The organism is Bradyrhizobium sp. dw_78, from assembly GCF_018449525.1.
Taxonomy (GTDB): domain Bacteria; phylum Pseudomonadota; class Alphaproteobacteria; order Rhizobiales; family Xanthobacteraceae; genus Bradyrhizobium.
Genome location: NZ_JAAVUS010000005.1, coordinates 396153 through 420506, shown reverse-complemented (window position 1 = coordinate 420506; position 24354 = coordinate 396153). Strand labels below are relative to the sequence as shown.

Genomic DNA, 24354 nt, shown 5'->3' with positions numbered 1-24354 from the left:
CCTCCCCGGCTCTCTTCCCAGCTCGGCGGGCCGGCCGTCGGCGCTCGCGGGAGCGCCGATCATCGCCGGGTTCATGTTGTTCTTGGCGTCGGGACCGGCATAGGTCGCTTCGAGATCGATGATGTCGCGAAGGAAGATCTTGCCTTCGTTGAGTTCGTCGCGCCAGATGATGATGGCCTGGAAGGTCAGCGGGCTTTCGCACAGCCCCGCGATCATCGCCTCGCGGCCGGCCTCGATGCGCTTGGCGATCGCGATTTCGCCCTCGCGCGACAGCAGCTCGACCGTGCCCATCTCGCGCAGATACATGCGGACTGGATCGTCGGTGCGCTCGCCGGGCTCGGATTTCTTGACCTCGGTGACGGCCTTCTGCGTGACCTCGACAAGCTCGTTGTCGGTCTCGTCCTCGGCCTCGTCCTTTTCTTCCTCGTTCTCGGCGTCGTCGGCCTCGGACACGTTGATGCCCATGTCGGAGAGCATCGACATGATGTCCTCGATCTGCTCCGGCGAGGTGGTGTCGGACGGCAGCACTTCATTGAGCTGATCGAAGGTCACGAAGCCGCGCTTCTTGGCCTGCTTGATCATCTTCTTGACGGCGGCATCCGACAGATCGAGCAACGGCGACGGCGCGTCGACGGAATCCTTCTCGGGCGCATCTGCGGCCTTGTCGTCTTTTTCCTTGTCCTTGACCTGCAGCGTCTTTGCCTTGGTGGCCATTCATTGCTCCTGAAACGCGCTCATACAGATGCGTCGCCGCGCCTGCCTCGATCCAAACGTCACGTGTGATGCGCAAAGGGCGGCGCTGATCGTTCGCCACCCCCGAATTGCTCCAACCGGTTACGTGCCCCTTAGCCCCGCGCCTCTTCCACAGAAATGACGTGCCATCAGAATACGCGGCATTTTGATATGTCGCATCTTCCAGCGGCGAACCGGTTTGCACTTCGCCGGAAAATGCTACGGACCTCTTAAGCTTTGATTAACCCTGTTTTTGCAGCCAAACCATAGGTTTGGCGAGTCTTTTCCGCGGTTCCGGCCGGGGCCGTCCGCATCATTTTTCAGACGCTTCGCTGGAACCGGCCCGATGATTCGCCGAAGCCCTCGATCAGGGCCTCCGTTCCATCCATCGCGGCCAACCTGTCCTTGACGTCCCGCAGCCACGCCATATTGGCCTCGCTCGCATCCTCGCCCAGGGCCAACTCGGCGTCCTTCAATTCCCTAAGTAAGGAGTGCCACTGGCGATGCAAGGAGACGAGCTGGTGCCAGGTGGAAAGAACGTCCTCGCGCGCCGCGCGGGCCTGCGCGCCCCACACCGCCGAGGTCGTGATCCCCCGCTCAACCCTTTGAAGGATTTGTGAAAATCCGCCAGCCTCGAGGTCGGCGCGCATCTTCTCGCTTTGCTCCGAGACATCCTGGCTGTGGTGGTGGTCATGGGCGAAAGCGGCGATGATTCCGGCGCGCAATTTGTGGCTTTCCGGATGAGCCAATTCCAGCGCCGCCACCTCTTCCAGATGGTCGTGCAGCAGCCAGGGATGGTTAATCAAGGATTGCAGGATCAGGGCCTCCCGGCGCGAGATCGCGCTGCGCTGGCCGCGCATGATCGGGCTCAGGGCCAGCTGGGGGCTCGCCGCCTGGTAGGGTCCACGGGCCAGCGCCGAGGGTCCAGTTATCCCCTGCCCTCTCGGACCGGCGGAAGCGAACCGGCCGCCGGCACCGGCGGTGCGGGGGGTAAAGCGCCGGGGTGATTCGGCGCCGCCTCCCCGATAATTGCCGTGATAATTCCTTTGGCCGTAGCCGCCGCGCGCGCCCTCCGGCGCGAACATCCGCTGCAACCGCTCGGTCAGGTCCTGGCGATAATAGCGCCGCACCACCTCGTCGCGGATGCCGTTGGTGAGTTCGCCGATCCGCGCTTCCAGCGCGGCGCGGCGCTCGGGCGTGGCGTAGGAGCCGCCCTCGATCTCGCGCGACCAGACCATCGCGGCGAGGCCGCGCGCGGCCCCGATCACCTCCTCGATCGCGCCGCGGCCGCCGGAGCGCGCCAAATCGTCGGGGTCCTGGCCCTCCGGCAACAGCGCGAAACGAAGACTCTTGCCGGGTTTCAGATGCGGCAGCGCCAGGTCGGCGGCGCGCCAGGCCGCCTTCTGCCCGGCGCGGTCGCCGTCGAAACACAGGATCGGCTCGTCCGCCATCTTCCACAACAGCGCGAGCTGGTTTTCGGTCAGCGCGGTGCCGAGCGGCGCGACGCTGGCGGCAAAGCCCGCCGTCACCATGGCGATGACGTCGACATAGCCTTCGACCACGACCAGCGGCGCGCCGTCATGCGCGGCCTGCCGCGCGGGGCTGAGGTTGTAGAGATTGTCGCCCTTGTGAAACAACGGCGTTTCCGGCGAGTTCAGATATTTCGCGGCGACGTCCTTCTCCAGCGCGCGGCCGCCGAAGGCGATGATGCGGTTGCGCAAATCCGCAATCGGAAACATCACGCGGTCGCGGAAACGGTCATAGGGCACCGGGATATCGTCGCCCGCGATCAATAATCCCGCTTCGACCATGTCCTCGACCGGAATACCCTGCGCGCCCAGATATTCCTTCAGCGCGAAACGCTCGCCGGGCGCATAGCCGAGCCGGAACTGCACTTGCGTCGCGGGCGAGATCGCGCGATCGGCGAGATAGCCGCGCGCCTTGGCGCCATGACGCGAGGCCAGCGTGTCGGCGAAGAACTTCGCCGCCAGTTCCATCACGTCATAAAGCGTCCTGCGGCGCTGCTCGTGCCGCGCGGCATCCGGCGTCACCGCCGGCAGCGCCATCCCGGCCATCGAGGCCAGCCGCTCGACGGCTTCGGGAAAGGAGACGCCCTCGGTCTCCATCACGAAGTCGAAGATGTTGCCGTGCTTGCCGGTCGAGAAGTCGTGGTAGAATTGCTTCTGGTCGTTGACGGTGAACGAGGGCGTCTTTTCCTGCTGGAACGGCGACAGGCCCTTCCACTCCCGCCCCGCCCGCTTCAGCTTCACCCGCTTGCCCACGACTTCCGACACCGGAAGCCGGGCGCGCAGATCTTCGAGGAATTGAGGCGTGAAGCGCATGAGAGAGGTATGAACTGTGTCTGGAGTGTTGGGCGGCTGCCAACCGGATATGGTTATAGGGCGGCCGGAGCGAAACACGAGGACCATCGGATTCTCCCCCTGCTATTCACAGGGGCTCCTTCCGTCATTCCGGGACGGCTCGAAGAGCCAGGCCTCAGATGCGCAATTGCGCATCGGAGAATCTCGCGCAACAATCTCGAGATTCCGGGCTCGCGACCTCGTCGCGCCCCGGAATGACGGCCTCCGCTATTTCTCCATGAACCGGCCCGAGGCGATCCGCGGCAGCTGCGTTACCGGCCAGTTATAGACATAGGTCCAGGCCTCCAGCACCTGGGGCTCGCCGGCGGCGCCATCGCCCAACGTGACCGGCAGCATCTGCCGGAGATATTCGGTCGGCTCCGGAAAACCTTCGCCGCAGGCTTCGTACATGTCGAACTCGCGCAGCAATTCCCTGGGCTGGCGCAGCCGGTACAGTTCGCCGAACACGGCGTCGGCGGAATCATCCGACAGCACCAGGCCGGGATAGTGCTTCACCAGATAGAGCCGGCCCCGGCAGCGCGCCTCGCCGAGAAAGTCGGCGCTGCGCGACAACAATTGCGCCATCGGATGATCGAAGCCGCGCATCAAGGTGCCGTAAACGAAGAGACGATCGGAGGTCATGGATTGGGTTATACCGTCATTGCGGGCGCAAGCGAAGCAATGACGGTGCGGCGACGGCTCACGCCGGCACGACCTCGTCGGTGACGACGAAGAATTTCACCAAGTCCATCCGGCCGAAGCTGGTGGTCAGCGCCACGTCGGCGGCGTCGCGGCCGGTGCCCATCAGGATGCGGCCGATCCGCGGATGATTATGCCGCGCATCGAAGGTGTACCACTGGCCCGACAGGTAGACCTGGAACCAGCCGGAGAAATCCATCGGCGCGGGATCCGGCGGCACGCCGATATCGCCGAGATAGCCGGTGCAATAGCGCGCCGGGATGCCCATGCAGCGGCAGAAGGTCAACGCCAGATGCGCGAAGTCGCGGCAGACGCCGGCGCGACTCTCATAGACGTCATGCGCCGACTTCCAGTGATGCGCATGCTGATAGCCGAAGGTGACGTGGTTGTGTACGAATTCGACGATGGCCTGGACCCGCGCCCAGCCGGGCGGCGTGTTGCCGAACAGCGACCAGGCGATATCGGTGAGCTTGTCGGTCTCGCAATAGCGGCTCGGCATCAGATAGAGCAGGAGTTCGTCGGGCAGTTGCTCGACCGGAATCTGCTGCGCATCCGGGTTCACCGCATCAGGCAAGCCGCTGTCGCGCACCAGCGCGCTGCCGCGAAAGGTCACGCCGCCGGCGGGCGCCACCAGCCGGCCGCAGACATTGCCGAAACTGTCGCGGTAAAAGCCGATCGGCACATTCGGCTCGGCCGCAATGCTTTCGGTACCGACGATGTCGGAAAAGCGCGAGGGATGGATCGAGAGCATGATCACCATCGGCGTCGGCTGCGCCGCGGCATAGGCAATCTCGAAACCGACCTTGATTTCCATGTTCAGGTCCCCGCATCCTCGGAGGCAGCCACGACATTGATGCTGACGTCCATGCCGGCAAAGGCATCCGGCGAGCCGAGATAGGTGCCGTGCAGCGGAACCGCCTGGCGCGGATCGCGCGCCACCGCGACGCGGATCAGATCGCGGGTGCCGATGATGCCGTTGGTCGGATCGAACTCGATCCAGCCGGCGCTCGGCAGATAGACCTGGACCCAGGCGTGGGTCGAGCCGCCGCCGACATATCCCTGATCGCGCTCGCCATGAACGAACAGATAGCCCGACACGAAGCGCGCGGCGATGCCGAGCCGCCGCAGCGCCTCGATCATGAACAGCGCATAGTCGCGACAGGTGCCCGATCCCGTCTGCAGCGTATCGAGCGGATGCTGGGTGCCCTGCTCGTGCCGCTTGCGGTAGGCGAAACTGTTGCGGATGCCGTGCGTCATGCCGCTCAGGATGTTGAATGTCGGCGTCGGCCCGTCGGCATAGAGATATTGCCGCGCCCAGGCCGACAATTCGCCGTTGGGATCGCCATATTGCGGCGTGATGAACTGAGCAAGATCGGGGAATTCCTCCTCGTCGTAGAGGAACGGATAGAAATAGGCGGGATCGTCGGCGGTCAGCGCGAATTCGTCGGCCGGGTTGTGCTCGACCGTGGCGGTGCTGGTGAACGACAGGGTCTGCGCGCGCCGGTCGAAGGTCGCGATCGCGACGCTGTTGCCGAACACGTCGTGGATCCAGCGCAGCGACGCCGGCTCGGGCACGATCTCGAGATCGCTCGACAGCAGGCGCAGGTCATGGCTGTCGCGCGGGCGCAGCATGATGCGATGCTCGCCGAACGCCACCGGGTGGGTGTAGCGATAAAGGGTCTTGTGATGAACGGTCAGTAGCGGCATCGTCGGGCAATCATCGTCAATTCGGGCCATCTAATCTATACTGACCGCTGCTCATTTCCAGGCCGGTATGCCGCTTAGATAGGCAACACGCGAGAGAATGATTTTGAACGGCGTCAGCGGCATATCACGACTCCTCGGCAGCGAAGAGGTTCCTCCGGTCCACGAACGCCATGAAACGGGACGTTCGCCATTCCTGCTCGCCTGCGACCATTACGGCCGGCTGATCCCGCGCCGGCTTGGCGATCTCGGGCTGCCCGAAAGCGAACTGACCCGCCACATCGCGTGGGACGTCGGCATCGCCGGCGTCGCGGAAACGCTGTCGAACCATCTCGACGCGCATCTGGTCGCGCAGCGCTATTCGCGCCTTGTGATCGACTGCAACCGGCCGCCGGGCGCCGCAAGCTCGATCCCGCTCATCAGCGAGGCCACCACGATTCCCGGCAACGAGGGCATCGCGCGCGAGGCGGCCGAAGCGCGGCGGGCACAGATCTTCGAGCCCTATCACCGGCGCATCAACGAGGTGATCGACGAACGTTTGCGCAACGGCCTGCCGACGCTGCTGGTGTCGCTGCACAGCTTCACGCCGGTCTATGCGGGGATCGCGCGGCCCTGGCATATCGGCACGCTCTATCATCGCGACACCAAACTGCCGCCGCTGTTGCTCAAGCATTTGCGCGCCGAGGCCGATCTGGTGGTCGGCGACAACGAGCCTTACGCGGTGAGCGATGCGACCGACTACACCATCCCCGTGCATGGCGAGGCGCGCGGCCTGATGAATTCAGGGATCGAGATCCGCCAGGATCTGATCGCCGATCAGGCCGGCCAGCAACAATGGGCGGAACGGCTGGCGCGTGTTTTTGGCGAGATCGAAGCCGTGCTGCGGAAGGAGCGGCTGATCTAGATTTGGTGTCGCCGCGTCAAGGCCCCGCTTCGCTCGGGAGCGCTGCGTCCGAAAGCGCCGCATCGCGGCGTATGGTTAGCGAAGTGGATACCGGTTCGCGTGAAGAAAACGCGTCGAAACAACAATCCAGAGCTTCGGTCCTGATTCAATCAGAACCGATCACGCTCTAGCCTATTCGCCGCCGCTCGACGCGGCCTCGAGCGAGTAGGCGCCATCGGCATATCCCTTCACCACCATTCCAGTGGTCAGCATCACCGCCAGCGTCACGGTCGCGAAAATAAAACCGACGAGCTTCAAGCTGCCGCGGTCCGCCATCGTCATCCCCTGTCTTTTCTTCACCCGCGCCGACTATGGCAGGCACAACGTTCAAAATGCGTTAGCAAAAAAATCGTTCCGCAGCGCGCGTGATGACAACCGAGCATGGCAACAATCCGGTCGCCGTAAGCCAAATAGTAACCATATTGCGGATGTTTTCCGGCCCGCGCGTCAACCGGTCCCGATTTCAGACGCCGCCGCTCCGCCGCGGCACGAAGGCGATCACCAGCATCGAGAACACGCGTTCGCCGCGCTGGTTGGTCCCGATGTTTCGGGCCTGCAGAATGCCCCATTCGGGGCGCGACTCCGACGGCCGCAGCGACTCGACCTCGGTGGCGAAGCTGACGGTGTCGCCCGCCAGCACCGGCTTGATCCAGCGCAACTCGCGAAACCCCGGCGAAGGCCCCCAGACCGCAACCTTCTCGCCGCGCGCCACCTCTTCCTCCGCCTGGCGCTGGCCGTCGGCCACCAGCAGTTTCATGCTGACCGACCCGACATGCCAGCCCGACGCCGCCAGGCCGCCGAACAGCGATTGGCGTCCGGCTTCCTCGTCGAGATGAAAGGGCTGCGGGTCGAATTGCGCCGCGAATTTCTTGATCAGCTCGGCGGTGAAGGTGAACGATCCCAGTTCGCGCCGGTCCCCGACCGCGATATCCTCGAAGAAACGCATCAGGCGCTGGTCTCCGCTGCGGCGCCGGCGCGCCGTCCGATCAGGATCGGCGACACCATCTCGCACAGGACCTGTCCGGCCGCGTTGCGCATCATGCATTTGAACGTCACGATGCCGGTTTCGGGACGGCTGCGCGAAAGGCGCGCCTCCGTGACCTCGACATCGAGGGTCAGGTCGTCGCCGGGCCGAAACGGCGCCAGCCAGCGCAGTTCATTGATTCCGGGCGATCCCAGCGAGGCGGCGCGGCCGATAAAGCCGTCGCACATCATCCGCATCATGATCGAACCGAGGTGCCAGCCCGAGCCCGACAGGCCCTTGAGCATCGAGTGCCGGGCCGCCTCCTCGTCCAGATGCATCGGCTGCGGATCGAACTCGGCGGCAAAAGCGAGGATCTCCTCGCGCGTGACATGGCGCGGCCCGAACGTGCCGAGATGACCGGGTTTGAAATCTTCGAAAGTGAGCGTCATGGCTGGGGATGCCGGAAGGAAGGCCCGATTGTGGCCGCACTTTACAGCAATCTCAAGCCGCCCGGGGACATGGCTCGTCTTCTGCGGTCACGCATCGCCTCGGTGCTCGTTCCCGGCTTGCCCAAGACGACATTCAGAGCTAGGGCCTGTGCCGTCAGGGGCAGACGCGAATTCCATTCGGCTTGTGGGGGAGAACGGGCGATGTTTGATTTTCAGGATCTGTTTCAATGGGACCGCTTCATCACGCCCACGATCATCAAGACCTTCTACTGGCTGGTCATCGTCCTGATCGCGCTGTTCGGCATTTCCGGAATTTTCTCAGGGTTAGCCATGATGGCGGTGAGCCCGTTCGGCGGATTTCTTGCGGTGCTTTATTCCATCACTGGCGTGATCGTCGGAATTATCTTCTCGCGCATCGCCGCTGAACTCGTCCTGATCGTGTTCCGCATCAACGAGCATCTCGGCGCGATCCGCGACCAGGGCGGGATGAAATAGGCAGGGACGATATTGCAAGGGACGCAGTCGTGATCGTGATTCCGGGATGGTGCCGCCGGATCCGCGCCGGGCACGGCCCGATCACAGGCTCCGCGTGACAATTCAGACTCTGTCATGCCAGGGCGGGCCGTCAGGCACGAGCCCGGAATCTATTCTGCCACCTTATCTGCTGAACCGTAGATTCCGGGTCTGGTCCTTCGGACCAACCCGGAATGACGGAGCCTCGTTGCCTGTCGCTACGTTGCCCCAGGACTATGTATTGAACCGGAAATGCATGACGTCGCCGTCGGCGACGACATATTCCTTGCCTTCCAGCCGCAGCTTGCCGGCGTCGCGCGCGCCGGCCTCGCCGCCCAGCGACACATAATCCTCATAGGCAATGGTCTCGGCGCGGATAAAGCCCTTTTCGAAATCGGTATGGATCACGCCGGCCGCGGCCGGCGCCTTGGTGCCGCGGTGGATGGTCCAGGCGCGGGCTTCCTTCGGGCCGACGGTGAAATAGGTGATGAGGTCCAGGAGCTGATAGCCGGCACGGATCAGGCGATCGAGGCCGGCTTCCTCCAGCCCGAGCGTATCGAGGAAGTCGGTGCGCTCCTCGCGCGACAGGGTCGCGATCTCGGATTCGATCTTGGCCGAGATCACGACCGCGACCGCGCCTTCCTTTTTGGCGCGCTCGAACACCTGTTGTGAAAAGTTGTTGCCTTCCTTGGCGGCGCTTTCCTCGACGTTGCAGACGTACAGCACCGGCTTCGAGGTGAGCAATCCCAGCATGCCGAAGGCGCGCTCTTCGTCGGGCTTGCGCTGAAGCGCGCGCGCCGGCTTGCCGTCGCGCAGCAGGATCAGCGTGCGGTTGACGAGATCGAGCTGCTCCTTGGCGTCCTTGTCGTTGCCCTTGGCCTTCTTGGTTAGGTTGTCGACGCGCTTTTCTAGGCTGTCGAGATCGGCCAGCATCAATTCGGTCTCGATGGTATCGATGTCGCTGAGCGGCGCGATCTTGCCTTCGACATGGGTGATGTCGGAATCCTCGAAGCAGCGCACCACATGCGCGATCGCATCGACCTCGCGGATGGTGGCCAGGAACTGATTGCCGAGGCCTTCGCCTTTGGAGGCGCCGCGCACCAAGCCCGCGATATCGACGAAGGTCAGCCGCGTCGGAATGATCTGCCCTGATTTGGCGGCGGCGGCGAGCTTGTCGAGCCGCGGATCCGGCACCGCGACCTCGCCGACATTGGGCTCGATGGTGCAGAACGGATAATTCGCCGCCTGCGCCGCCGCCGTCTCGGTCAGCGCGTTGAACAGCGTCGACTTGCCGACGTTAGGCAATCCGACGATACCGCATTTGAATCCCATTTCAGCCTCGATATTTTTGCTTCGTCATAGCCGGGCATAGCCGTTAGAAGAACGGCGTCGCTTTCGCTCGCCTACGCCCGGCCATCCACGTCTTTTTCGTTCACCGCTTTAAGAAAGAAAACACGTGGATGCCCGGCACAGGGCCGGGCATGACGGCAGAGCATGTTGTCCTTGCACAAGCCGCGAGAAATCAGTCCGGCTTCCCGCCGCCCTCTTCCTTTGAAGTGAATCCCTTGGCCTGCATCGCCAGATGCACCTTGTTCTGGAACGTCGAGTCGTGGCCCTTGGCCAGCAATCCGGCGTTATCGGCAACCGCTTCGCAGAGCGCTTCGACCCATGGCCGGTCACTCTTGGCGAAATCCGACAGCACATGGCCATGCACCAGCTCCTTGACGCCGGGATGACCGATACCGAGCCGCACCCGGCGATAGTCATTGCCGAGATGAGCCGAGATCGAACGCAGCCCGTTATGGCCGGCGATACCGCCGCCGAGCTTGACGCGCAGCTTGCCCGGCGGCAGTTCGAGTTCATCCTGAAACACGATGATCTCGCCGACGCCGAGCTTGAAGAAGTTTGCCGCTTCCTGAACCGCGCGCCCCGACTCGTTCATGAACGTCGCGGGACGCAGCAGCACCACCCGTTCGCCATCAAGCGTGCCTTCGGAGGTCTCGCCCTGAAAACGGCGGCGCCAGGGTGCGAAACCATGACGCCGCGCGATCTCGTCAACGGCCATGAAGCCGATATTGTGCCGGTTATGCGCGTATTTCGCGCCGGGATTGCCGAGACCGACAAACAGCAGCATGACGCGGCATCCCGCGGCTAGCGTGCGATCGGCAAAAGTGATCGCCGGTTTTGTGTCCGATCGCGCGCCAACTCATAAATCGACGCATGATCTTTCGCCAAACCGCTCACACTTTGGCGGATCATGCGCGTTTACTTCTTCTTGTCGCCACCACCGGCGGGCGCCTTGGCGCCCGCTGCGGGAGCAGCGGCCGGCGCCGCAGCCGCGCCTGCGGCCGGAGCACCGGGCGCCGCGGCGGCGCCACCGGCAGCAGCAGTGGCCGCAGCCTTCTGCTCTTCGGCGTAACCCGACGGCGGCACGATGGTCACCAGCGTCGCATCCTCGCGCGACAGCGATTTCACGCCGGTCGGCAGCTTGACGTCGGACAGATGCAGCGAATGGCTGATCTCGAGGCTGCCAACATCGGCCTCGATGAATTGCGGAATGTTATCGACCGAGCATTCCAGATCGAGAGTGTGGGTGACGATGTTGACGGTGCCGCCGCGCTTCACGCCAGGCGCGCTTTCCGCGTTCTGGATGTGCAGGGGCACGCTGACGCGGATGGTGGCGCCTTCGCCGAGCCGCATGAAATCGACATGGATCGGAAAATCGCGCACCGGATCGAGGTGGAAGTCGCGCGGAATCACGCGGTGCTTCTTGCCCTCCAGATCGATGTCATAGATCGTGGTGAGGAACCGGCCGGCCAGGATGCGCTGGCGCAGTTCGGCGTCGTCGACCGAGATGGTCACGGGGGGCTGGTTGTTGCCATAGATCACTCCGGGCACTCTCCCGGCGCGACGCACAGCCCGGGCGGCCCCCTTGCCGCTGCTCGAACGTGTGGTCGCCTTCAATTCCTTGACGGTCGCCATTGCGTTAAGTCCTTGTTTTTAAAAAGTTAAAGGCCGCATCGCGGCCCATTTGCTCACTCCGCAGCAAGCCTCCAGGGGTGCGGGGGCTGCGGACGTGGCGGCGTTCTAGCCGCAAAGTCCGGAAATGACAAGGAAATGAAGGGATTTTCTTGGCCCGGGCAACAGCTCCATTGCCGTCCTTGCCGGGCGTCGTAGTCTGCCTTGCGCAGACGACGTGAACTTGCCTGCGCTCCCGGCCATGACGGGGAGAGGCGATCGTTGCCCCTAACCGTCTGTCTTCGTGCTGCCGGTATTCGGCGACACCCCGAGCTTGGCCTCCAGCACGGCGAGGCGCGTCTTCAGCGCGTCGTTTTCCTCCCGCGCCAGCCGCGCCATCTCCTTGACTGCCTCGAACTCCTCGCGCTTGACGAGGTCGAGGTCGCGCAGGATTTTCTCGGCCTGGTTGCGCACCACCGCATCGACCTCCCGCTTCACGCCCTGGGCGGCGCCGGCGGCATCGTTCATCAGGCGTCCGATCTCATCGAAGAAGCGATTGGTGGTCTGGGTCATTCTCGGATGCTCCGGTCGCTGCGTTGGCCGCCATCATAAACCGTCATGATAGCATGACGTCATAACACAATGGCGATCCATTCCGCGCGGTTCAAGGCCGCCATGCCTCGCCAAAGCCCCGATTACCTTGTCATGTTGCGGTTTCCTTGCAATCGTATTCCGCCGCCAGCCCCAAAACCAGAATCACGACAGCCGCAGAAACGCCCATGATCGACCACCAGATCGAGATTCCCACCAAAGACGGCCGCACCACCACTTTCATCAGCCATCCCGAGCGTGGCGGCCCGCACCCCATCATCCTGTTCTACATGGACGCGCCCGCGATCCGCGAAGAACTGCGCGACATGGCGCGCCGGCTGGCAACCTCGGGCTATTACGTGATGTTGCCGAACCTCTATTACCGCTCCGGGGTGATGGAGCTTGGCCAATTGCCGGCCGATCCGAACTCGCCCGAGCGCAAGCGCATGTTCGAATTGATGGCCTCGATCAACATTCCCATGGTAATGGAGGATACGCGCGGGCTGCTCGCTTACGCCGAGGGCCAGGCCGCTGCGCGCAAGGACATGATCGGCGCGGTCGGTTACTGCATGAGCGGCCGCTATGCCATCAACGCCGCCACGCATTTTCCGGATCGCGTCAAGGCCGCCGCCTCGATCTATGGAACGCATCTTGCGACCGAGGAGCCGGAAAGCCCGCATCTCGCGGCCGGCAAGACCCAAGCCGAGCTCTATTTCGGCTGCGCCGAGACCGATATCTACGCGCCGGCGGAAGTCGTCGAGAAGGTCAGGCAAAGCATGAACGGCGCCAATGCCGAGGTGGAGATCTATCCGGGCACCCATCACGGCTTCGCCTTTCCGAAGCGGCCGGTATATAACCGCGACGCGGCGGAACGGCATTGGGAGCGGCTGTTGGCGCTCTACCGCCGCAACCTCTCGGCCTGATCTTTACGTTGTGGTTTTGACGCGTTTTCTTCACGCGAACCGGAAGCCACTTCGGATCAGGTCCGGGGCAGGCTTTCGCTCGACAACGCTATAGGACTTGATGCCCTTCCTCGCCATCGCCTTTCCGACCTTCAACCCGATCGCGATCGCGATCGGACCGATCGCGATCCGCTGGTATGCGCTGGCCTATATCGGCGGCATCGTCATCGGCTGGATCTATGCGCGCGCGCTGCTCAAGAACGACAAGCGCTGGGGCGGGCCAGCGCCGATCACGCTCCTGCAACTCGACGACTTCATCCTGTGGGTCACGGTCGGCATCATTCTCGGCGGCCGCACCGGCTATGTGCTGTTCTACAACCTGCCGTTCTTCCTCCAGAACCCCGCTGAGATTTTCGAACTGTGGAAGGGCGGCATGTCGTTTCACGGCGGCTTTCTCGGCTGCGTCACCGCGGTGATCTGGTTTGCCCGCAAGAATGACATTCCGATCCTGTCGCTCGGCGACATCACCACCGCGGTCGGGCCGATCGGATTGTTCCTGGGCAGGATCGCCAATTTCATCAACGGCGAATTGTGGGGCCGCCCGGCGGATCCTTCCCTGCCCTGGGCGATGGTGTTTCCCACCGGGGGCCCGCTGCCGCGCCATCCGAGCCAGCTCTACGAGGCGACGCTGGAAGGGATCGTGCTGTTCACGATACTGGCGATCATGATCCGCAGCGGCGCGTTGAAGCGGCCGGGCCTGATCCTGGGCAGCTTCATCGCATTTTACGGCCTCGCCCGTATTGCCGGCGAATGCTTCCGCGAACCCGACCCACAGCTCGGATTTTTGTGGGGCGGGCTGACCATGGGCATGTTGCTGTCGGCGCCGATGGTGATCGCGGGAGCGACCATGATGTGGATGGCATGGCGCGGTAAATTTCCGAGGCACGTCCCCGGCTCCCATATCCCCGGTTCGCATCAAGGCACGCCGTGACTGAACTTTCGCCGCTCGCGTCCGAACTCAGCAGGATGATCCATTCGTCGGGACCGATCCCGGTCTGGCGCTACATGCAGATCTGCCTGACCCATCCCGAATATGGCTATTATCGCGCCCGCGATCCGCTGGGACGCGAGGGAGATTTCATCACCGCGCCCGAAGTGAGCCAGATGTTCGGCGAACTGCTCGGATTATGGTCGGCGTCGGTATGGAAGGCGATCGGAGCCCCGTCGGTGTTCCGGCTGATCGAGCTCGGCCCCGGCCGCGGCACCATGATGGCGGATGCGCTGCGCGCGCTGCGGGTGCTGCCGCCGATGTACCAGGCGCTCAGCATTCATCTGGTCGAAATCAATCCGGTGCTGCGCGAGAAGCAGAAGGCGGCGCTTCACGGTGTGCGCAACGTCGCCTGGCACAACACGATCGACGAGGTGCCCAGCGGCCCCTGCGTCATTCTCGCCAACGAATATTTCGACGTGCTGCCGGTGCATCAGGCGGTGAAGCGCGAGACCGGCTGGCACGAACGCACGGTCGAGCTCGACAGCGACGGCCAATTGGCGTTCGGCGTCGCGCCCGATCCCTTGCCGGGATTCGAGGTGCTGCTGCCGCCGCTGGTCCGCGGCGCGCCGCTCGGCGCGGTGTTCGAATGGCGGCCCGATACCGAGATCATGAAGCTCGCACGGCGCGTGCGCGACCAGAAAGGCGCGGCGCTGATCGTCGATTACGGTCATCTGCGCAGCGACGCCGGCGATACGTTTCAGGCGATCTCCCGCCACAGTTTCACCGATCCGCTGCAGAATCCAGGCCAGGCCGATGTCACCGCCCATGTCGATTTCCAGGCGCTGGCGCACGCTGCGGAAGATCTCGGCGCGCGCGTCCACGGCCCGGTGTCGCAGGGCGATTTCCTCAGGCGCCTCGGCATCGAAACCCGTGCCGTCGGCCTGATGGCGAAGGCCTCGCCCGAAATCTCACAGGATATCTCGACCGCGCTGAAACGGCTGATCGGCGGCGGACGGGGCGGCATGGGCTCGATGTTCAAGGTGCTGGCGATCTCGGGACCGCATCTCCCACCGCTGGCGGGCTTCGCCGACGAGCCGAACGAACAGACGGGGCCCCGATGATGCTGACATCGCCGTTGCTTTCCGCCGTTCCCGGCCTGCGCCACGCGTTCTTCTCGCGCGAAGGCGGCGTCTCCGGGGGCATCTATGCGGGCCTCAATGCCGGCGTCGGTTCGCAGGACGATCCCGCCCACGTCGCCGAGAACCGCCGCCGGATGGCGGAGCAGATGGGCGTCGCACCCGCGCATTTCCTCACCGTGCATCAGACTCATTCGCCCGACGCCGTGGTCGCCACGCTCCCTTGGGACACCGCGTCGCGGCCGCGCGCCGACGCCATCGTCACCCGTACCGAGGGCCTTGCGATCGGCGCCACCGCGGCCGATTGCGGACCGATCCTGCTGGCCGATGCGAACGCCCGCGTGATCGGCGCCGCGCATGCGGGCTGGAAGGGTGCGCTGTCGGGCGTGCTGGAATCCACCATCGCCGCGATGGAAAAACTGGGTGCCGCGCGCGGCGGCATGATCGCCGCGATCGGCCCCCTGATCCGCCAGCAGAGCTATGAGGTCGGCGGCGAATTCGTCGAACGCTTCATCGAGGCCGACGCCGAGAACGGGCGGTTTTTCATGCCGTCGGTGCGCGCGGGTCATTCGATGTTCGACCTCGCCGGCTTCATCCGGCTGCGGCTGGAAAATGCCGGCGTGCTGATGATCGACGATACCGGCATCGACACCTATTCCGATGAGCGCTTCTACAGCTACCGCCGCTCGGTGCATCGCAACGAGCCGGATTACGGCCGCCACGTCCATGCGATCGCGCTGGAGCCTTGAGGCGAGAGCGTTTTCGAGCGAAAGCCTGCCCAGACCTGATCCGGGGTGGCCTCCGGTTCGCGTGAGGAAAACGCGTCAAATCAAAATCCAGCGCAGCTGTTTCAAACTGGTGCGGATTTCGCCGCCGGGGGCCAGATATTAAGGCCCGTTTACCTTTGTGAGAGCGCTGCCCTAGACCTTAATGCATTTTAACGATATCGCTGGAGGTAATGAGGGATGCGTCATTCATTCGAGTCCGGATCAGCCGGACGGCTGCACGCGCCGCGCTGGCAGTAGCCTTGTTGGCCATGACCGGCGCGCTCGGCGGATGCGCCGGCAGCGGGGCCGTCAGCGACGCCTACGCGATGGCCGGCAATGGCGGCGGCCATAGCAACGGACCGACCGTCACCTTCGAATCGATCGACGGCCCGCCGCCGCAAGTGTTCGACCGCATGGTTGGTGTGCTCAACAGCGAATCCAAGCTGCGCAACCTTTCCATCGTGTCCCGCGAAGGCCAGGCCTCCTATCGCGTGCGCAGCTATCTCGCCGCCGAAGTCAACCACGGCCGGACCACGATCGCCTGGGTCTGGGACGTCTATGACGCCAATCAGCAGCGCGCGCTACGCCTGTCCGGCGAGGAACCGGCCGGCAGGGCCACAGGCGACGCCTGGGCGGCCGCCGACGACCTCCTGTTGCGGAAAATCGCGCAGGCCGGCTTCAGCGGGCTGACCGACATGGTCAATGGAACCGCGCCGGCGGCCGCACCGCCCCCGGCCGCAGCCCCGGATAAAGGAGATCCCGCGGTGGCGAGCGCCGAGCCGTCGCCGCCGTCGGCGGATGAAGCCGGCGCCAGCGCCCTGAGCTATGCCGCCCGTTGACGCCTGATTAGCCTCGGTGGTCGTTTTGCGCAGGAAAACCGGCGCGACGGGTTGCCAGCCAAGCCATGTCCTTGATATCACGTCGCTCGTCGAGGTCGCCGGTTCCGTGGGTATTCCGATATGCTGAACATCGTTTCCAACAAGGCGCGAGGAGAGGCGTCGATGTCAGCTAAGAACGGCTCCATCAAACTGGTCGCCGGCAATTCAAATCCCGCGCTGGCGCAGGAAATCGCCGACTGGCTGCATCTGCCGCCGACCAAGGCCATCGTCCGCCGCTTCGCCGACATGGAGATCTTCGTCGAGATCCAGGAGAACGTCCGCGGCTCCGACGTGTTCGTGATCCAGTCGACGTCGTTTCCGGCCAACGACCATCTGATGGAATTGCTGATCATCACCGACGCGCTGCGCCGGGCCTCCGCCCGCCGCATCACCGCGGTGGTGCCCTATTTCGGTTACGCCCGGCAGGACCGCAAGGCCGGACCGCGGACGCCGATCTCGGCCAAGCTGGTCGCCAACCTGATTACCCATGCCGGCGCCGATCGCGTCATGACGCTCGACCTGCATGCCGGCCAGATCCAGGGCTTCTTCGATATCCCGACCGACAATCTCTATGCCTCGCCGGTGATGGTGCGCGACATCAAGGAACGCTTCGATCTCGCCAACGTCATGGTGGTGTCGCCCGATGTCGGTGGCGTGGTGCGTGCCCGCGGGCTTGCCAAGCGCATCAACGCGCCGCTCGCGATCATCGACAAGCGCCGCGAACGCGCCGGCGAATCCGAGGTGATGAACGTGATCGGCGACGTCGCCGGCTACACCTGCATCCTGGTCGACGACATTGTCGATTCCGGCGGCACGCTGGTCAACGCCGCCGATGCGCTGCTCGCCAACGGCGCCAAGGAAGTCTACGCCTACATCACCCACGGCGTGCTGTCGGGCGGCGCGACCGCGCGCGTCACCGGCTCCAAGCTGAAGGAGCTGGTCATCACCGATTCAATCATGCCGACCGAAGCGGTTCGCAAAGCCGCCAATATCCGCACGCTGTCGATCTCCGGATTGATTGCGGAAGCGATCGGCCGCACGGCAGCCGAAGAGTCGGTGTCGAGCCTGTTCGACTAAGAAGATGGATGCCGTCATGCCGGGGCGGCTCGCAAAGCCGAGCCCGGAATCCCGAGATTCCGGATCGCCGTTTCGCGCCGTCCGGAATGACGGTGGTTCCTAAGCCACCTCCGCCCCGCCGACCACCTTGCCGAATGAAGCGAAGAACTCGCCGGCCAGTTTCTTCGCCGTCGAGTCGATCAGCCGTCCGCCGAGCTGTGCGAGCTTGCCGCCGATCTGCGCGTCTACTTCGTAGTGAAGAATCGTGACGTCGGGACTTTCGGCTTCCAGCCGTACGGTGGCGCCGCCTTTGGCAAAGCCGGCAACGCCGCCGGATCCCTCGCCGGAGATGCGGTAGCCGTTCGGCGGATCGAGATCGGACAGCGTCACCTTGCCGCCGAAGGTCGCCTTCACCGGCCCGACCTTGAACACCACGGTCGCGGTCATTTCGGTCGGCGAGGACATGTCGAGCGACTGACAGCCGGGAATGCACTGCTTCAGCACGTCGGGATCGTTGAGCGCCGCCCACACCTTTTGCCTCGGTGCGGGAATGCGCTGGCTGTCGTTCATCTGCATGGTGGGTCCTCAGCTACTTTTGACGAGAGAAAGATCGCGCTGGCCGCGGCGGCGCTCGACGGTGATCTCAGCCAGGATCGACATCGCGATTTCCTCCGGCGTGATAGCGCCGAGATCGAGGCCGGCCGGCGCCTTGACGCGGTCGATCGCCTCAAGAGCGACGCCTGCAGCAGCCAGCTTCTCGCGCAGCGACGCCATCTTGCGGCGGCTGCCGACGAAGGCATGATAGGGCGCATCGATCGCGACCGCCGCGCGAAGCGCTGCCTCGTCGCCCTTGCCCTGCGTCGAGACCACGACGAAACGCTTGGCCTGATGGAGTTCGCCGGCCGCAAAGCCGTCGACCAGCACATCCGCGTCGGGCGCGACCGAAAGATCGGAAGCAGGCGCAGCCAGCGTGACGTGATAATCGAATTGCCGCGCCTGCGACGCCAGCGCCATCGCCACCGGGCTGGCGCCGAAGATGACCAGCGCCGGATGCGGCAGCACTGGCTCGACGAAGATGTCCATGGTGCCCTTGCTCGGACACATGTTGCTGGCGAAGCGGATGCCGTCGCGGTTGTCGCCCGGCTTGACGCCGAGTTCGGCCAGCATGTCTTCCGGCTGCACCGAGACCATGCGCGGCTCGCCGTCCGCAAGCGCCTCGCGCGCCGCCTTCAGGACCGCGCCACGGGCGCAACCGCCGCCGATCCAACCGGCCACGATCCTGCCGTCGGGCCGGATGATCGCCTTGGCGCCGGCTTTGGCCGCGGTCACCGACACCGTGCGCACCACGGTGGCGAGCGCGAACGCCTGCTCCGCTGCTTTCATTTGCGCGATGAGATCCAATACTTCGACATGAGCGGTCATCGGGGTGCTCCTGTCAGATCGAACTGCGGCCACACGGGACGCGCGAACTTCCTCCCCCCTTGCGGGGGAGGGGATAAGAGACGGCGGCGGGCGATCGATTCTACCAAAGCCATCACGGCCTCTATAACTTCATGAGATAAGGTTCGAGCGCGGTCAGGCTGTTCAGCGTATTGGCCGGCGCGTAGAGATCGACATGCGGCAACGCCGCCTTGATGCCCGCGGCCTCCGGTGCATAGCCCTGCCACGCCATCATCGGATTGAGCCAGACGATGCGGCGGCAGCGCCGCGCCAGCGCCGCCATTTCGCGCCCCAACAGCGCGGCGTCGCCGGTCTCGTAACCGTCGGAGACGATCATCACGCAGGTGCGCGAATGAATCACGCGCGCGGCATGCCAGCGGTTGAAGGTCTGCAGGCTTTCGCCGATCTTGGTGCCGCCGCCGGCGCCCTGCGCCATGATCGACAGCCGGTCGAGCGCGCGCGCCGCATCCTTTTCCTTCATCGCGTCGGACACATAGGCCAGCCGGGTGTGGAACAGGAACGCCTCGGCCTGCCGGAATTGATCGAGCACGCCGTGGATGAAGCGCAGGAACACGCCGGTATACATGCTCATCGAGCCGGAAGCGTCGAGCAGCACGACCAGACGCAGCGGCGTCTCCTTGCGCCGGCGCCTGACGAGACGGATCGGCACGCCGCCATGGCTGATATTGCCGTGAATGGTGCGCCGCAGATCGAGCCGGTAGCCGCGGCGGCGCGCCAGGTCGCGGCGGGTCAGCCGCGTGCGCATGATCCTGGCCAGCCGCGCCGCCGCCAGATGCGCCTGCTCGATCTGGGCTGGATCCGCCATGTTGCGAAAATCGACCTCGGCGAGATTGTCCGCGCGCGAAGCGCCTTCCATGCGGCCTTCGCCGTCGCGTTCGCCGGGCGCCTCATCGGCCGACGGAATCTGGTCCAGCGCCGATTCATCGCCGCGGCGCGGCGCGGTGCTGTTGCTGGGCAGGCTCTTCAGCGACGGATTATTGGCCGCCTTGGCCGAGCCGGTGGCGATCGACCGCGACCGCACCCGCTTGCCGAGCCAGAACGCATCGAACAGCCCGTCGAATTTTTCCCAGTCGGATCTGCGCGACGAGAACAGATGCTTGAATGCCGAGCGCAGCAGGCCCGGCCTTGCCGCATAGCCCGCCCCCATCAACGATGCCGCGTCGCGGCCCTCGGCGAGGCCGACCGGAAAACCGCTGTCGCGCAGGGTCTCGAGAAAGGCGGCGAGCCTGGCGGAGACGAAGCGCGACACCTCGTCGATCTCGCTATAATTCGCGCCGGGGCCACAGCAGCTCATGCGACTTTCCCCAATAGCCGGTCCGTCACCTCGCGTGTGACGCGCGATTTGTCCTCGTGGGTCTTGAGCAGGCACATCATGGTTTCATGCACCGTCTCCGGCGCGTCGTGCAGGTCGCGCACGTCGATGCCGACCAAGGCTGCGGCCCAGTCCAGCGTCTCGGCGACACCCGGCACCTTGCGCAGTTCTTCTTTCCGGATGCCTTCGACCATGCGCGCGATCTGCAGCGACAGCGACGCGCCGGCGCCCTCGATCCGCGCCATGATGATGCGCGCCTCGCGGTCGGCGTCGGGATAATCGACATAGTGATAGAGGCAGCGGCGGCGCAGCGCGTCGGAAAGCTCGCGGGTGCCGTTCGAGGTCAGCACCACATGCGGGATCGTGATCGCCGAAATCGTGCCGAGTTCCGGGATCGACACCTGGAAATCGGACAGAAGCTCCAGCAGGAACGCCTCGAACTCGTCATCGGCGCGGTCGACCTCGTCGATCAAAAGCACCGGCGGCCTGTCCCGGCGGATCGCGGCCAGCAACGGCCGCTCCAGCAGATATTTTTCCGAGAAGATGCGGTCCTCAACCGCGTCAGCATCGTCGCCGCGATGGGCCTGGATCGAGAGCAATTGCCGCTGGTAGTTCCACTCGTAAAGCGCGGCCGACTGGTCGAGCCCCTCATAGCATTGCAGCCGGATCAGTTCGGTCGCATGCACCGCGGCAAGCGCCTTCGCCACCTCGGTCTTGCCGACGCCGGCTTCGCCTTCGAGCAGCAGCGGACGCTTCAGCAACTGCATCATCGAGATCGCGGTCGCAAGTTCGGTATCGGCGATATAGCCGGAAGCCGCCAGGGCTTGCGCGATCTCGTTACGGTCTTTCATCTTCCATCAAACCTTCAGTCATTCCGGGGCGTCGCGGCAGCGACGAACCTGGAATCTCGAGATTCCGGGTCTGGTGCTAGCGCACCATCCCGGAATGACGGCTGCGGACAATGACACTACACAAACACTCCCAGTTCCTTGGCCGCCCGCCAGTTGCGCCAGAAGTCATGCGGCATCTGGATGTGGGTCGAGCCTAGAAACGAAAACGCGTCGTTGACGGCGTTGGAAAACGCCGGCACGCCGCCGACATTGGGGCTTTCGCCGACGCCCTTGGCGCCGATCGGATGATGCGGCGACGGGGTGACGGTGAAGTCGGTCTCCCAATGCGGCGCTTCGACCGCGGTCGGCATGAAGAAGTCCATGAACGACCCGGTCACGACATTGCCTTCGTCGTCGTAGCGGATCTCCTGGCCCATCGCGATCGCGAAGGCCTCTGTCAGCCCGCCATGCACCTGGCCCTCGATGATCATCGGGTTGATGCGGGTGCCGCAATCGTCGAGCGCGTAGAAGCGCCGGACCTTGTAGACGCCGGTATCGACGTCGATATCCATCACGCAGATATAGGCGCCGAACGGATAGGTCATGTTGGGCGGATCGTAATAGCTCACCGCTTCCAGACCGGGCTCCATGCCCGGCGGCACCGAATTATACGCCGCCCAGCAGATGTCCTTCATCGACATCGTCTTCTCCGGCAGGCCCTTGACGCGGAAGCCGTCGATGTCCCATTCGAGATCGTCCTCGTGAACTTCGAGCTTGTAGGCCGCGATCATCTGCGCCTTGGCCCTGATCTTGCGCGCCGCCATCGCGATCGCGGCGCCCGCCACCGGCGTCGAGCGCGAGCCGTAGGTGCCGAGCCCGTAAGGTGCGGTGTCGGTATTGCCCTCCTCGACCATGATGTTGTCGGCGGGAATCCCGATCTCGGTGGCGATGATCTGGGCCCAGGTGGTCTCGTGGCCCTGGCCCTGGCTCTTGGTGCCCATGCGGGCGATGCCCGCGCCGGTCGGATGCATGCGGATCTCGCAGGAATCGAACATCGCAATCCCCAAGATGTCGCAATTCTTCGACGGGCCGGCGCCGACGATCTCGGTGAAGAACGACACGCCGAGGCCCATGATCTCGCGGGTCTCGCCGCGCTTGAACGCCGCGCGCTTCTCGGCCTGCTGCTTGCGCAGGCCGGCATAGTCGACCGATTCCATCATCTTGCGCATCGCGGTGGCGTAGTCGCCGGAATCATATTCCCAGCCGAGCGCCGAGTGATAGGGGAACTGCTCCGGCTTGATGAAGTTCTTCAGCCGCAGTTCGGCCGGATCCATGCCGAGCTTCTGCGCCAGGATGTCCATCGCCCGCTCGATGCAATAGGCGGCCTCGGTGACGCGGAACGAGCAGCGATAGGCGACCCCGCCCGGCGCCTTGTTGGTGTAGACGCCGTCCACCGCCAGATGCGCGGTCGGAAAATCGTAGGAGCCCGTAACGATATTGAAGAAGCCCGCCGGCCATTTCGACGGATCGGCGCAGGCATCGAAGGCGCCGTGATCGGCCAGCACATGCACGCGCAGGCCGGTGACCTTGCCTTCCTTCGTGGCGGCGATCTCGGCCGTCATGTGGTAGTCGCGCGCGAACGAGGTCGAGGTCAGGTTCTCGATGCGGTCCTCGACCCATTTCACCGGCTTGCCGGTGACGATGGAGGCCACCGCCGCGCAGATATAACCCGGATAGGCGCCGACCTTGTTGCCGAAGCCGCCGCCGATGTCGGGCGCGATGACGTGGATCTTCTGTTCCGGAATCTTGGCGATCAGCGCCACCACGGTACGGATCACATGCGGCGCCTGGAAGGTGCCCCAGATCGTCAGTTCGCCCTTGATCTTGTCGAACGAGCACAGGCACTGGCAGGTCTCCAGCGGCGACGGATGGGTGCGGTGATAGGAGATCATCTCCTTGATCGTGACCTCCGCCTTGCGGAAGGCGGCATCGGTCAGGTCCTTGTCGCCGACGGTCCATTCGAAGATGTGGTTGTGATGCTTGCGCGGGCCGTGCGCGCCCGTGGTCTTGCCGGCGAGGTCCTCGCGCAGCATCGGCGCATCCGCATCCATCGCCTTGAACGGATCGACCAGCGGCGGCAGCGGCTCGTATTCGACCACGACCTTGTTGATGCCATCGTCGGCCGCATAGCGGTCGGTCGCGACCACAAAGGCGACCTCCTGGTTCTGAAACAGCACCTTGCCATCAGCCAGCACCATCTGCACGTCGCCGGCCAAGGTCGGCATCCAGGCGAGGTTGACGGTTTTCAGCGTCTCGGCGGTGATCACCGCGAGCACGCCGGGCACCTTCAGCGCTTCGTCGGAATTAATCGATTTGACGCGCGCATGCGGATGCGGGGAGCGGACGAAATCGCCATGCAGCATGCCCGGCAACTTGACGTCGTCGACGTAAGTGCCCTTGCCCTGCGTGAAGCGGATATCCTCGACACGCTTGCGCTTGCAGCCCATGCCTTCGAGTACGGCGGTGCGTTGTTCCCGCGTGGGGGTCATGTCGTTCATTCCGCAGCCTCCTGGAATTCGACGCCGTTGATCTTGGCGGCGGCATATTGAATCGCCCTGACGATGTTCTGGTAACCGGTGCAGCGGCAGAGATTGCCCGAGATCCCCATGCGGATTTCGGCTTCGGTCGACGACGGATTTTCCATCAACAGCCGCTGCGCGCGCACAATCATGCCCGGCGTGCAGAAGCCGCATTGCAGACCGTGCATCATGCGAAAACCTTCCTGCAGCGCGGAGAGCGAGCCGTCGGCATTGGCCACGCCTTCGATGGTCGTGATCTCCGAACCGTCGGCCTGCACAGCGAAGACGGTGCAGCTTTTCACCGACATGCCGTCGAGATCGACGGTGCAGGCGCCGCAATGCGTGGTCTCGCAGCCGATATGGGTGCCGGTCATCTGCAAATTCTCGCGGATGAAATGCACCAGAAGCGTGCGCGGCTCGACGAGGCCCTCGACCTCGGCGCCGTTCACTTTCATGGTTACGTGGGTTTTAGCCATATCTCCATTCCTCCCTGAACGATCGATTCCAGTCACCGCCCTCATGGTGAGGC

Annotated in this window: 26 protein-coding genes; 8 read left to right on the top strand and 18 right to left on the bottom strand. The window is 64.2% G+C overall.

Translation table 11 applies throughout. The annotated features are described in order from the left end of the window. From HB630_RS16350 to HB630_RS16330, 5 genes are all read right to left on the bottom strand, one after another. A partial coding sequence (locus HB630_RS16350; protein ID WP_276571604.1) for an RNA polymerase sigma factor region1.1 domain-containing protein occupies positions 1–714 on the bottom strand: 714 nt, incomplete at its 3' end. Between the two features lie 338 nt (positions 715–1052). Next, the gene (gene dnaG, locus HB630_RS16345; RefSeq protein WP_213773278.1) at positions 1053–3074 is read right to left on the bottom strand and encodes a DNA primase; all 2022 of its coding nucleotides are present in this window, start codon (positions 3072–3074) and stop codon (positions 1053–1055) included. A gap of 246 nt (positions 3075–3320) precedes the next feature. Continuing rightward, positions 3321–3734, bottom strand: a complete 414-nt coding sequence (locus tag HB630_RS16340) for a gamma-glutamylcyclotransferase family protein (RefSeq protein WP_213773277.1) — start codon at positions 3732–3734, stop codon at positions 3321–3323. A 58-nt stretch (positions 3735–3792) separates the two neighbouring features. Further along, a complete protein-coding gene (locus HB630_RS16335) occupies positions 3793–4605 on the bottom strand; it encodes a transglutaminase family protein (protein ID WP_213773276.1) in 813 nt (270 codons plus the stop codon). 2 nt (positions 4606–4607) lie between these two features. Next, positions 4608–5498 (bottom strand): transglutaminase family protein, encoded by an 891-nt coding sequence (locus HB630_RS16330; RefSeq protein WP_213773275.1) that lies wholly within the window; start codon positions 5496–5498, stop codon positions 4608–4610. Between the two features lie 97 nt (positions 5499–5595). Between HB630_RS16330 and HB630_RS16325 the strand changes: the two genes are divergently transcribed. Beyond that, positions 5596–6399: an N-formylglutamate amidohydrolase gene (locus HB630_RS16325; protein WP_213773274.1), complete on the top strand. Its 804-nt coding sequence runs from the start codon at positions 5596–5598 to the stop codon at positions 6397–6399. A gap of 171 nt (positions 6400–6570) precedes the next feature. On the opposite strand, the gene HB630_RS16320 is transcribed toward HB630_RS16325, so the two are convergent. The 3 genes from HB630_RS16320 to HB630_RS16310 form a co-directional block, all read right to left on the bottom strand. Beyond that, positions 6571–6720, bottom strand: a complete 150-nt coding sequence (locus HB630_RS16320; protein WP_213773304.1) for a hypothetical protein — start codon at positions 6718–6720, stop codon at positions 6571–6573. Between the two features lie 181 nt (positions 6721–6901). Beyond that, positions 6902–7384, bottom strand: a complete 483-nt coding sequence (locus tag HB630_RS16315) for a MaoC family dehydratase (protein ID WP_213773273.1) — start codon at positions 7382–7384, stop codon at positions 6902–6904. Continuing rightward, positions 7384–7851, bottom strand: coding sequence for a MaoC family dehydratase (locus HB630_RS16310; protein WP_213773272.1), 468 nt, complete (start codon positions 7849–7851; stop codon positions 7384–7386). The genes HB630_RS16315 and HB630_RS16310 overlap by 1 nt, the downstream gene beginning before the upstream one ends. A gap of 201 nt (positions 7852–8052) precedes the next feature. Here HB630_RS16310 and HB630_RS16305 point away from each other — a divergent pair, with 201 nt between their 5' ends. After that, positions 8053–8346, top strand: coding sequence for a DUF4282 domain-containing protein (locus HB630_RS16305; protein ID WP_213773271.1), 294 nt, complete (start codon positions 8053–8055; stop codon positions 8344–8346). 252 nt (positions 8347–8598) lie between these two features. Here the strand turns inward: HB630_RS16305 and ychF are convergent, their stop codons facing one another. The 4 genes from ychF to HB630_RS16285 all read right to left on the bottom strand — a co-directional run bounded on the left by ychF (position 8599) and on the right by HB630_RS16285 (position 11895). After that, positions 8599–9696, bottom strand: a complete 1098-nt coding sequence (ychF, locus tag HB630_RS16300) for a redox-regulated ATPase YchF (protein ID WP_213773270.1) — start codon at positions 9694–9696, stop codon at positions 8599–8601. A gap of 190 nt (positions 9697–9886) precedes the next feature. Continuing rightward, positions 9887–10498 carry an aminoacyl-tRNA hydrolase gene (pth, locus tag HB630_RS16295; RefSeq protein ID WP_213773269.1) on the bottom strand — a complete coding sequence of 204 codons (612 nt, stop codon included), beginning with the start codon at positions 10496–10498 and terminating at the stop codon, positions 9887–9889. Between the two features lie 131 nt (positions 10499–10629). Next, positions 10630–11346, bottom strand: coding sequence for a 50S ribosomal protein L25/general stress protein Ctc (locus tag HB630_RS16290; protein ID WP_213773268.1), 717 nt, complete (start codon positions 11344–11346; stop codon positions 10630–10632). Positions 11347–11610: 264 nt separating this feature from the next. Then, positions 11611–11895, bottom strand: coding sequence for an accessory factor UbiK family protein (locus HB630_RS16285; RefSeq protein WP_213773267.1), 285 nt, complete (start codon positions 11893–11895; stop codon positions 11611–11613). A gap of 206 nt (positions 11896–12101) precedes the next feature. Here HB630_RS16285 and HB630_RS16280 point away from each other — a divergent pair, with 206 nt between their 5' ends. From HB630_RS16280 to HB630_RS16255, 6 genes are all read left to right on the top strand, one after another. Continuing rightward, complete coding sequence (locus tag HB630_RS16280; protein ID WP_213773266.1) at positions 12102–12836, top strand: dienelactone hydrolase family protein; 735 nt, start codon at positions 12102–12104, stop codon at positions 12834–12836. A gap of 100 nt (positions 12837–12936) precedes the next feature. Then, complete coding sequence (gene lgt, locus HB630_RS16275; protein ID WP_213773265.1) at positions 12937–13806, top strand: prolipoprotein diacylglyceryl transferase; 870 nt, start codon at positions 12937–12939, stop codon at positions 13804–13806. Further along, the gene (locus HB630_RS16270) at positions 13803–14927 is read left to right on the top strand and encodes an SAM-dependent methyltransferase (RefSeq protein WP_213773264.1); all 1125 of its coding nucleotides are present in this window, start codon (positions 13803–13805) and stop codon (positions 14925–14927) included. The genes lgt and HB630_RS16270 overlap by 4 nt, the downstream gene beginning before the upstream one ends. Then, entirely contained in the window at positions 14924–15691 is a 768-nt protein-coding gene (pgeF, locus tag HB630_RS16265) for a peptidoglycan editing factor PgeF (protein ID WP_213773263.1), read from the top strand. Before HB630_RS16270 ends, pgeF begins: the two co-directional genes overlap by 4 nt. Positions 15692–15900: 209 nt before the next feature. Beyond that, a complete protein-coding gene (locus tag HB630_RS16260; RefSeq protein WP_213773262.1) occupies positions 15901–16548 on the top strand; it encodes a hypothetical protein in 648 nt (215 codons plus the stop codon). Between the two features lie 162 nt (positions 16549–16710). Further along, positions 16711–17664 (top strand): ribose-phosphate pyrophosphokinase, encoded by a 954-nt coding sequence (locus HB630_RS16255; protein WP_213773261.1) that lies wholly within the window; start codon positions 16711–16713, stop codon positions 17662–17664. A gap of 99 nt (positions 17665–17763) precedes the next feature. Here the strand turns inward: HB630_RS16255 and HB630_RS16250 are convergent, their stop codons facing one another. The 6 genes from HB630_RS16250 to HB630_RS16225 form a co-directional block, all read right to left on the bottom strand. Next, the gene (locus HB630_RS16250) at positions 17764–18219 is read right to left on the bottom strand and encodes a carbon monoxide dehydrogenase subunit G (protein WP_213773260.1); all 456 of its coding nucleotides are present in this window, start codon (positions 18217–18219) and stop codon (positions 17764–17766) included. Positions 18220–18228: 9 nt separating this feature from the next. Further along, on the bottom strand, positions 18229–19065 hold the full coding sequence (locus HB630_RS16245; protein WP_213773259.1) for an XdhC/CoxI family protein: 837 nt from the start codon (positions 19063–19065) through the stop codon (positions 18229–18231). Between the two features lie 121 nt (positions 19066–19186). Continuing rightward, entirely contained in the window at positions 19187–20398 is a 1212-nt protein-coding gene (locus HB630_RS16240) for a VWA domain-containing protein (protein ID WP_213773258.1), read from the bottom strand. Next, complete coding sequence (locus HB630_RS16235; RefSeq protein WP_213773257.1) at positions 20395–21267, bottom strand: MoxR family ATPase; 873 nt, start codon at positions 21265–21267, stop codon at positions 20395–20397. The genes HB630_RS16240 and HB630_RS16235 overlap by 4 nt, the downstream gene beginning before the upstream one ends. Before the next feature lie 116 nt (positions 21268–21383). Continuing rightward, positions 21384–23804 (bottom strand): aerobic carbon-monoxide dehydrogenase large subunit, encoded by a 2421-nt coding sequence (locus tag HB630_RS16230; RefSeq protein ID WP_213773256.1) that lies wholly within the window; start codon positions 23802–23804, stop codon positions 21384–21386. Then, complete coding sequence (locus HB630_RS16225) at positions 23801–24301, bottom strand: (2Fe-2S)-binding protein (protein ID WP_213773255.1); 501 nt, start codon at positions 24299–24301, stop codon at positions 23801–23803. The genes HB630_RS16230 and HB630_RS16225 overlap by 4 nt, the downstream gene beginning before the upstream one ends. Positions 24302–24354 lie beyond the last annotated feature (53 nt).

Excerpts from the sequence above, each read along its gene's own strand:
- dnaG (WP_213773278.1), bottom strand. The coding sequence starts at position 3,074 with ATGCGCTTCACGCCTCAATTCCTCGAAGATCTGCGCGCCCGGCTTCCG.
- HB630_RS16340 (WP_213773277.1), bottom strand. The coding sequence starts at position 3,734 with ATGACCTCCGATCGTCTCTTCGTTTACGGCACCTTGATGCGCGGCTTC.
- HB630_RS16335 (WP_213773276.1), bottom strand. The coding sequence starts at position 4,605 with ATGGAAATCAAGGTCGGTTTCGAGATTGCCTATGCCGCGGCGCAGCCG.
- HB630_RS16330 (WP_213773275.1), bottom strand. The coding sequence starts at position 5,498 with ATGCCGCTACTGACCGTTCATCACAAGACCCTTTATCGCTACACCCAC.
- HB630_RS16325 (WP_213773274.1), top strand. The coding sequence starts at position 5,596 with ATGATTTTGAACGGCGTCAGCGGCATATCACGACTCCTCGGCAGCGAA.
- HB630_RS16320 (WP_213773304.1), bottom strand. The coding sequence starts at position 6,720 with ATGACGATGGCGGACCGCGGCAGCTTGAAGCTCGTCGGTTTTATTTTC.
- HB630_RS16315 (WP_213773273.1), bottom strand. The coding sequence starts at position 7,384 with ATGCGTTTCTTCGAGGATATCGCGGTCGGGGACCGGCGCGAACTGGGA.
- HB630_RS16310 (WP_213773272.1), bottom strand. The coding sequence starts at position 7,851 with ATGACGCTCACTTTCGAAGATTTCAAACCCGGTCATCTCGGCACGTTC.
- HB630_RS16305 (WP_213773271.1), top strand. The coding sequence starts at position 8,053 with ATGTTTGATTTTCAGGATCTGTTTCAATGGGACCGCTTCATCACGCCC.
- ychF (WP_213773270.1), bottom strand. The coding sequence starts at position 9,696 with ATGGGATTCAAATGCGGTATCGTCGGATTGCCTAACGTCGGCAAGTCG.
- pth (WP_213773269.1), bottom strand. The coding sequence starts at position 10,498 with ATGCTGCTGTTTGTCGGTCTCGGCAATCCCGGCGCGAAATACGCGCAT.
- HB630_RS16290 (WP_213773268.1), bottom strand. The coding sequence starts at position 11,346 with ATGGCGACCGTCAAGGAATTGAAGGCGACCACACGTTCGAGCAGCGGC.
- HB630_RS16285 (WP_213773267.1), bottom strand. The coding sequence starts at position 11,895 with ATGACCCAGACCACCAATCGCTTCTTCGATGAGATCGGACGCCTGATG.
- HB630_RS16280 (WP_213773266.1), top strand. The coding sequence starts at position 12,102 with ATGATCGACCACCAGATCGAGATTCCCACCAAAGACGGCCGCACCACC.
- lgt (WP_213773265.1), top strand. The coding sequence starts at position 12,937 with ATGCCCTTCCTCGCCATCGCCTTTCCGACCTTCAACCCGATCGCGATC.
- pgeF (WP_213773263.1), top strand. The coding sequence starts at position 14,924 with ATGATGCTGACATCGCCGTTGCTTTCCGCCGTTCCCGGCCTGCGCCAC.
- HB630_RS16260 (WP_213773262.1), top strand. The coding sequence starts at position 15,901 with ATGAGGGATGCGTCATTCATTCGAGTCCGGATCAGCCGGACGGCTGCA.
- HB630_RS16255 (WP_213773261.1), top strand. The coding sequence starts at position 16,711 with ATGTCAGCTAAGAACGGCTCCATCAAACTGGTCGCCGGCAATTCAAAT.
- HB630_RS16250 (WP_213773260.1), bottom strand. The coding sequence starts at position 18,219 with ATGCAGATGAACGACAGCCAGCGCATTCCCGCACCGAGGCAAAAGGTG.
- HB630_RS16245 (WP_213773259.1), bottom strand. The coding sequence starts at position 19,065 with ATGACCGCTCATGTCGAAGTATTGGATCTCATCGCGCAAATGAAAGCA.
- HB630_RS16240 (WP_213773258.1), bottom strand. The coding sequence starts at position 20,398 with ATGAGCTGCTGTGGCCCCGGCGCGAATTATAGCGAGATCGACGAGGTG.
- HB630_RS16235 (WP_213773257.1), bottom strand. The coding sequence starts at position 21,267 with ATGAAAGACCGTAACGAGATCGCGCAAGCCCTGGCGGCTTCCGGCTAT.
- HB630_RS16230 (WP_213773256.1), bottom strand. The coding sequence starts at position 23,804 with ATGAACGACATGACCCCCACGCGGGAACAACGCACCGCCGTACTCGAA.
- HB630_RS16225 (WP_213773255.1), bottom strand. The coding sequence starts at position 24,301 with ATGGCTAAAACCCACGTAACCATGAAAGTGAACGGCGCCGAGGTCGAG.